This is a genomic window from Bartonella sp. MU37NMGALS (assembly GCF_042194015.1).
In the GTDB taxonomy this organism is placed as follows: domain Bacteria; phylum Pseudomonadota; class Alphaproteobacteria; order Rhizobiales; family Rhizobiaceae; genus Bartonella; species Bartonella grahamii.
This window is the reverse complement of the sequence record NZ_JBHIML010000033.1, coordinates 1-6589: the sequence shown is the minus strand read 5'-3', so window position 1 is coordinate 6589 and position 6589 is coordinate 1. Positions and strand designations below refer to the sequence as shown.

Here is a 6589-nt window from a genome sequence, read left to right as displayed (position 1 = left end):
AACGATACAACCTATATCGACAATACAACCTTAAATACAATCCATAATATATATTTGTCAGTTTGTGTCAGTAAATTAAACTGACAAATTAGATTATTTTAGTGACTCATAAAACCTATCAAAATACTCATTATGATATTTTAAAAGCACATAGTTCATTTGTCTTGATGAACACGTGAAACGAACAGCAAATTTTACTACTTTGCTGATCTTATCCTATGCCATGGGCTGTTGATAAACAGCCTTTTAAACCCCTTTTGAAAAAATATCGGCTTTTTTAGCAGTTTTTTCCCATTTTTATCGTTATTTGCTTTAAATGCATTTAATTGAATTCGTTTTGATTCTTTTGATGATTATTGATCATATCATAAGGCAAGGGATTTTTATTACAATATGCTGCAATCTATTAAGTATGATAACAAACACATCACTTTACACTCCCTTTTACAATCCTATCGTGAACAGGCAACATCAAATGCTCTACGGGGGAAAGTATTTGAAGATTTTGTGACAAAATATCTTATGTATGACCCTCTCCACTATGGGCGATATGAAAAAGTTGAGAGCTATTATGAATGGGCGAAAGAGCGTGAAGGTTGGAATAAAAATGATATCGGCATTGATCTGGTTGCCAAACTTCGCAATCAAGAGGGTTATGTCGCTATTCAATGTAAGTTTTATCAGGCAGACCATCAGATCAGTAAAAAGGATATTGATAGCTTTATCGCGGCATCTGGAAAAGACATCTTTAAATATCGTCTTCTCGTTGACAGCACAGAAGTGGAATTAAGTGACAATGTGAATACCATGATTAAAGGACAAGCGATACCCGTTTATCGCATTGACCTTCGTCATATGGAAAACAGTCGGATAGATTGGCAAATATTTGCAACAAAACAAGAAGTGGTTCTGAAATCAACCAAAGAGCCTCGTTCCCATCAAGAAGAAGCCATCAAGAAAGTCTGTGAAGGTTTAAAAGAAGCAGACCGTGGCAAGCTGATCATGGCATGTGGTACGGGGAAGACTTTCACCAGTTTGAAGATAGCAGAAACCCTTGCTGGGAAAGGCAAGCGTGTTTTGTTTCTGGTCCCTTCTCTGGCTTTAGTCTCACAAACAATCCGTGAATGGACAGCCGATGCACAAGTACCTTTGCGTTCTTTTGCTGTGTGTTCGGATACAAAAGTAGGCAAGCGTCGTAAGAACCAAGATGATATTGTTGGCATGGAAACATCAGATCTTGTTCTCCCTGCTACCACGGATGCCCAAACCCTTGCCAAAGAAGCTTGCGAAAACCTAGCAGATGCAATGACGGTGGTGTTTTCAACTTACCATTCTATCCAAGTGATTTCAGATGCGCAAAAAGAGCATGGTTTACCCGAATTTGATCTAATCATTTGCGATGAAGCACATAGAACAACTGGGGCTGTGTTAGGAACAGACAAGCGTGAATCTGAATTTATCAAGGTTCATGATAACAGAATCATTCGGGGTAAAAAACGTCTATATATGACAGCAACCCCCAAAATCTTTACAGATAAGATAAAAAGGAAAGCTGACCTATCTGATACTGTTCTTGCCTCTATGGATGACGAAAAAATTTATGGCAAAGAACTGCATCATTATACATTTGCGGAAGCTCTAGAACATAAACTGTTATCACCTTGTAAAGTTATCATATTAGTTGTCAATGAAAAAGAAGTAAGCCAATCCATTCAACATCTTATTACCGATAAGAATTATGAACTTATTCTTGACGATAGGACCAAGATTAATGGCTGTTATAGAGCCCTTACCAAAATGGATCTGAAACTTGATCTTGAAGATGACCCCAATCCCATGCGTAGAGCTTTAGCATTTTGCAAAGATATTGATACTTCTAAACGCATATGCAAGGAATTCAAAAAAGAAAAAGTTCAAGAATCTTTGCACGCCCTTCATAAAAACTATAAAGATACTCCCCCTCTTAACTGTACTCTTGCCCATATTGATGGAACCTTTAGTGCTAAAGAGCGTACAAAACAACTTGACTGGTTAAAGGAAGATGCGGGGGAAAATACGTGTCGTGTGCTAACCAATGTACGCTGTCTTTCTGAGGGTGTTGATGTTCCTGCTCTTGATGCTGTTCTATTCTTACACCCGCGAAAAAGTCAAATTGAGATTATTCAAGCAATAGGCCGTGTCATGCGTCGAGCAGAGGGTAAGAAAAGAGGCTATATCATTCTACCCGTTGGAGTACCGGCTGGCATTCCACCAGTACAAGCCTTGGAAAATAATCCAAAATATGATGTCATCTGGCAAGTCGTCAATGCTTTGCGTGCCCATGATGAGAGTTTTAATAAAATAATCCACCATATGTCCATAAAACAGGACGTAAGCTATGCCCTTGATATTATTGTTCCTTCTCAAAAGGCTACCTCAGAAGATACAACTGTGGTTATTGATGACTTACCTATACGCTCAAAATCAGAATATTCAGGACTGAACATTGGATCACCAACTTATGAATCCTTTCACGGATATAAACCAGAAGAAGAATTATCCCTTTTTTCTCAATATCCGGATGTCATTAGAGCAGCTATTGTTAAGAGAAATTACGACCCTAGCTATTGGAAAAGATGGGCAACCAATGTTGCTGATCTTGCTCAAAATCATATCACACGCTTAACCGAAGTTTTAACAAAATCAGAAACGGAAACGCGGCGGGTGTTTAATGGTTTTATGACCGAATTACGTAACAATTTAAACACGACCCTCTCCGAAGAAAATGCGATTGAAATGCTTGCACAACATCTTGTGACGCGTCCAGTCTTTGATGCTTTGTTTGAGGGGCATCAGTTTGTTCAAGAAAATCCCGTCTCTTGTGCTTTACAACGTGTACTTAATATCCTTGATAAAGTTACTCTTAAAGAAGAATCTCAAGATTTCAGAACTATCTCTAGGAATGTACAATTTTACACACGAGGAACTACAAGTCTTGAAGCACAACAAAACTTAATTGTAAAGCTTTATAATGAATTTTTCCGTCATGCTTTTCCGCGTACGGTAGAAAAATTAGGAATTGTTTATACGCCCATTGAGGTTGTGGATTTTATCATTCATTCTGTTGATGATGTTTTACGCAATGAATTTGGAAAAAGCCTTGGTTCACGGGGTGTCTCTATTCTTGACCCTTTCACGGGAACGGGTACCTTTATTACACGGCTTTTACAATCAGATCTCATCAAACCAGAGGATATGGAATATAAATACCGTTATGATATCCATGCCAATGAGATTGTCTTACTTGCCTATTACATAGCAGCGATTAACATTGAATCGACCTATCATAGTATCATGAAAGGAGAATATATCCCTTTCAAGCATATTGGTTTGACTGATACGTTTCGGATGCTTGAAGAAAAGAATCTGCTGCAAAAATTATTCAAAGAAAACAGTGAATATTTAGAGCATCAAAAGAAACTGGATATCGAAGTTATTTTTGGTAACCCTCCTTATTCGATAGGACAAAAAAGCGAAAACGACAATGCAAAGAACACTCCCTATCCCATATTAAATAAACGTATTGGTGACACTTATGCCGCTCATTCAAAAGCAAGTCTTATGCAGGCGCTTTATGATAGTTACATCCGTGCCATTCGCTGGGCAAGTGACCGTATAAAAGACCGTGGTGTGATTGGTTTTGTTACAAATGCAAGTTTTATAGATACAAAATCTATGGATGGCTTACGCAAATGCCTCGTTGAAGAATTTAGCAGCCTTTATATTTTTCATTTACGTGGTAATCAACGAACCTCTGGAGAACTTTCTCGCAAAGAAGGTGGAAAAATTTTTGGTGAAGGTTCTCGTGCCCCTATAGCGATTTCTATTTTGGTTAAAAATCCAAATGCACAACAACATGGGAAAATATATTTCCGTGATATTGGAGATTATCTCAATAGAGAAGAAAAGCTTAAGACAATTAAAAAATTTGGTAGCATTAATGGTATTACACGGAGTAAACAAGGTTGGCAAATAATTACACCGGATAGGCATAATGATTGGATAAATCAACGTGATGACAGTTTCAAGACATTTCTAGCTTTAGGTGTTAAGAAAGGTCATGATACAAAGCTTTTTGAAACTTATTCCTGTGGCGTTCTAACCAGTCGTGATGCGTGGGCATACAACTCAAGTCGTAATGCTTTATCAAAAAACATGTACAACATGATTAACTTCTATAATAGCGAAGTGGAGCGCTTTAACGAAGCTTATGGACATGTTGATCGCAAAATACGTGAAAAGGCTATAGACAATTTCGTTAACGCTGATGCTACAAAGATCAGTTGGAGTAGTACTCTTAAACGAGAATTTATAAGAGAAAAATTATTTGAGTTCGAGGAGACGTGCTTTATTCAAAGTATTTATCGCCCTTTTACAAAACAATGGCTCTATTATAATCGTGCTTTCAACGATAGAGTTTCCATAATGCCATGTATATTTCCTATAGGAAAATCAGTTGAAAATAAAATGATACAACTTACAGGCATAGGAGCAAAAAAAACCTTTTCTGTTCTTATGATTAAAGCTGTGTCTGATTATCAGGTGATAGAAAACGGTCAATGCTTTCCGCAATATCTTTATGAAGATATTGTATCCTTAAAAGAGAAAAGTGAAAAGCAATCCCATTTATTTACAAACTCTATAGAGGAAAACAAAACAGCTGGTTTACAACGCCGTGATGCCATTACGGATGAAGGATTAGCACATTTTAAAGCCGCTTATCCTAATGAAACTATCACTAAAGATGATCTATTTTATTATGTTTACGGGATTTTGCATTCAGAAGATTACCGCACCCGTTATGCTGATAACCTCTCTAAAGAATTGCCTCGTATCCCTTGTGTAAAGAGCACTGAAGATTTTTGGAAATTTGTAACTGCAGGGCGTGAACTGGGGCATTTGCATATGAACTATGAAACTGTAGAACCTTATCCTGTAACCTTTAAAAAAGGTGATCCAAAACTCACTGATATCCCTAATCCTGAAAAATTCTATTATGTTACAGAAATGAATTTTTTTGGGAATAGTAAAGTAAAAGATAAATCGACAGTTTTTTACAACAGCAATGTCACAATGACAGATATCCCTCTTGAAGCTTATGAATATATCGTCAATGGTAAACCCGCTCTTGAATGGGTTATGGAACGGCAATGTGTAAAGACTGATAAAAAGAGCGGCATTGTTAATGATGCCAATCGCTATGCTGTTGAAACCATTGGCAACCCTGCCTACCCTCTAGAGTTGTTTCAAAGAGTTATTACCGTAAGTTTAGAAACAATGAAAATCGTAAAAAAACTACCAAAATTAGAAATGAGAGAAACTGAATAGATTTGGCATGCTCAGATGATAGGCATGTTAACCTCACAAAGGGGTATAAGGTCTTATAACCTATAGGTTCTATACCCTCTTTATAAATTGCTTACATACAATCTTTAAAAGGAGTGTTTGTATGCGTTATTCTAAAAAGAAATCATTTGCACTTTTAAATACTCTTATTTGAATTGCTTTAAGACTTTTAAGAAATCCCATCTTAAAGTGAATACGCTTCTTTTACATTGCCTTTAAGAGGTTATATCGTAATCTAAAATGATAGCTTTGTTTAAAGAGAGCTATGTATATTCATTTTCTTATATTACTTATAGGTTTTGAAGGTTTCTCAAACCCTCAAAATACCTTCAAAACCCCTTTTTATATATATTACAGATTGTATTTACGTGTTGTGTGTAATATGGGTTGTTTATTTAAAACATTAACATATTGAAATATAATAACTTTTATTTTTGATTGAAAAATAATATATAAAGGGGCGTAAAAGGAACCCTCAAAATACTCAAAATCTTCAAAACTCATAACCATAATGGTCTTGATAGCATTTCATATGAGTTACAAGCTATCTTTTGAAAGGCTTTAAAAGATCATATGCTTTTCATAAAGCACATTTTAATCACTCACTAAAATAATCTATTTTGTCAGTTCAATTTACTGACACATAACTGACAAGTTTTAATCAATTCACATCATTGGTTATCTTTAAAGATTGTAATAGTGATATGAGTTATGTTTTTAAAATACTAACCTATTGAAATATAATGTTTTTAATTTTTACTCATAAAAAAAATAATAGAAGGTCTAAAAGGAACTGACAACACTGACACGGTCTATTAAAAGGGATTTTACTGATCTCTATAATGATCAGTTTCTATTGAGATGTTTTCATAAGTGTTTTCATAACAGACAATAAATCGCAATTATCCTATTTATCATTTCTCTTATGAACATGAAAAATGATGCCATGGCTATAAAGAACATAACAACTATAGAGAAAGCAAAAATGCAAATGAAAGCATTTGTTTATAAAGACAGTCCCTATAAAGGCTGTTAAGTCTAAAATGTGTTATTAAAAGAAATTAACAGAAATCTTAAAATTTATTTAGCAACAAAATTGATAGGTTATAAAGTTTAAAATACGCATAATGAGAGCTTTTCTAAATATTATAAATGTATAGATTCAGAAAATAACGCAATCGTTTAATAAAACCTATAATATAGC

1 protein-coding gene is annotated in these 6589 nt (G+C 35.2%); it reads left to right on the top strand.

Annotated features, from left to right (window positions below; translation table 11 throughout):
• The first annotated feature begins 393 nt into the window (after positions 1-393).
• Positions 394-5367, top strand: a complete 4974-nt coding sequence (locus ACFIJP_RS08325) for a DEAD/DEAH box helicase (protein WP_375626913.1) — start codon at positions 394-396, stop codon at positions 5365-5367.
• The last annotated feature ends 1222 nt before the right edge of the window (positions 5368-6589 follow it).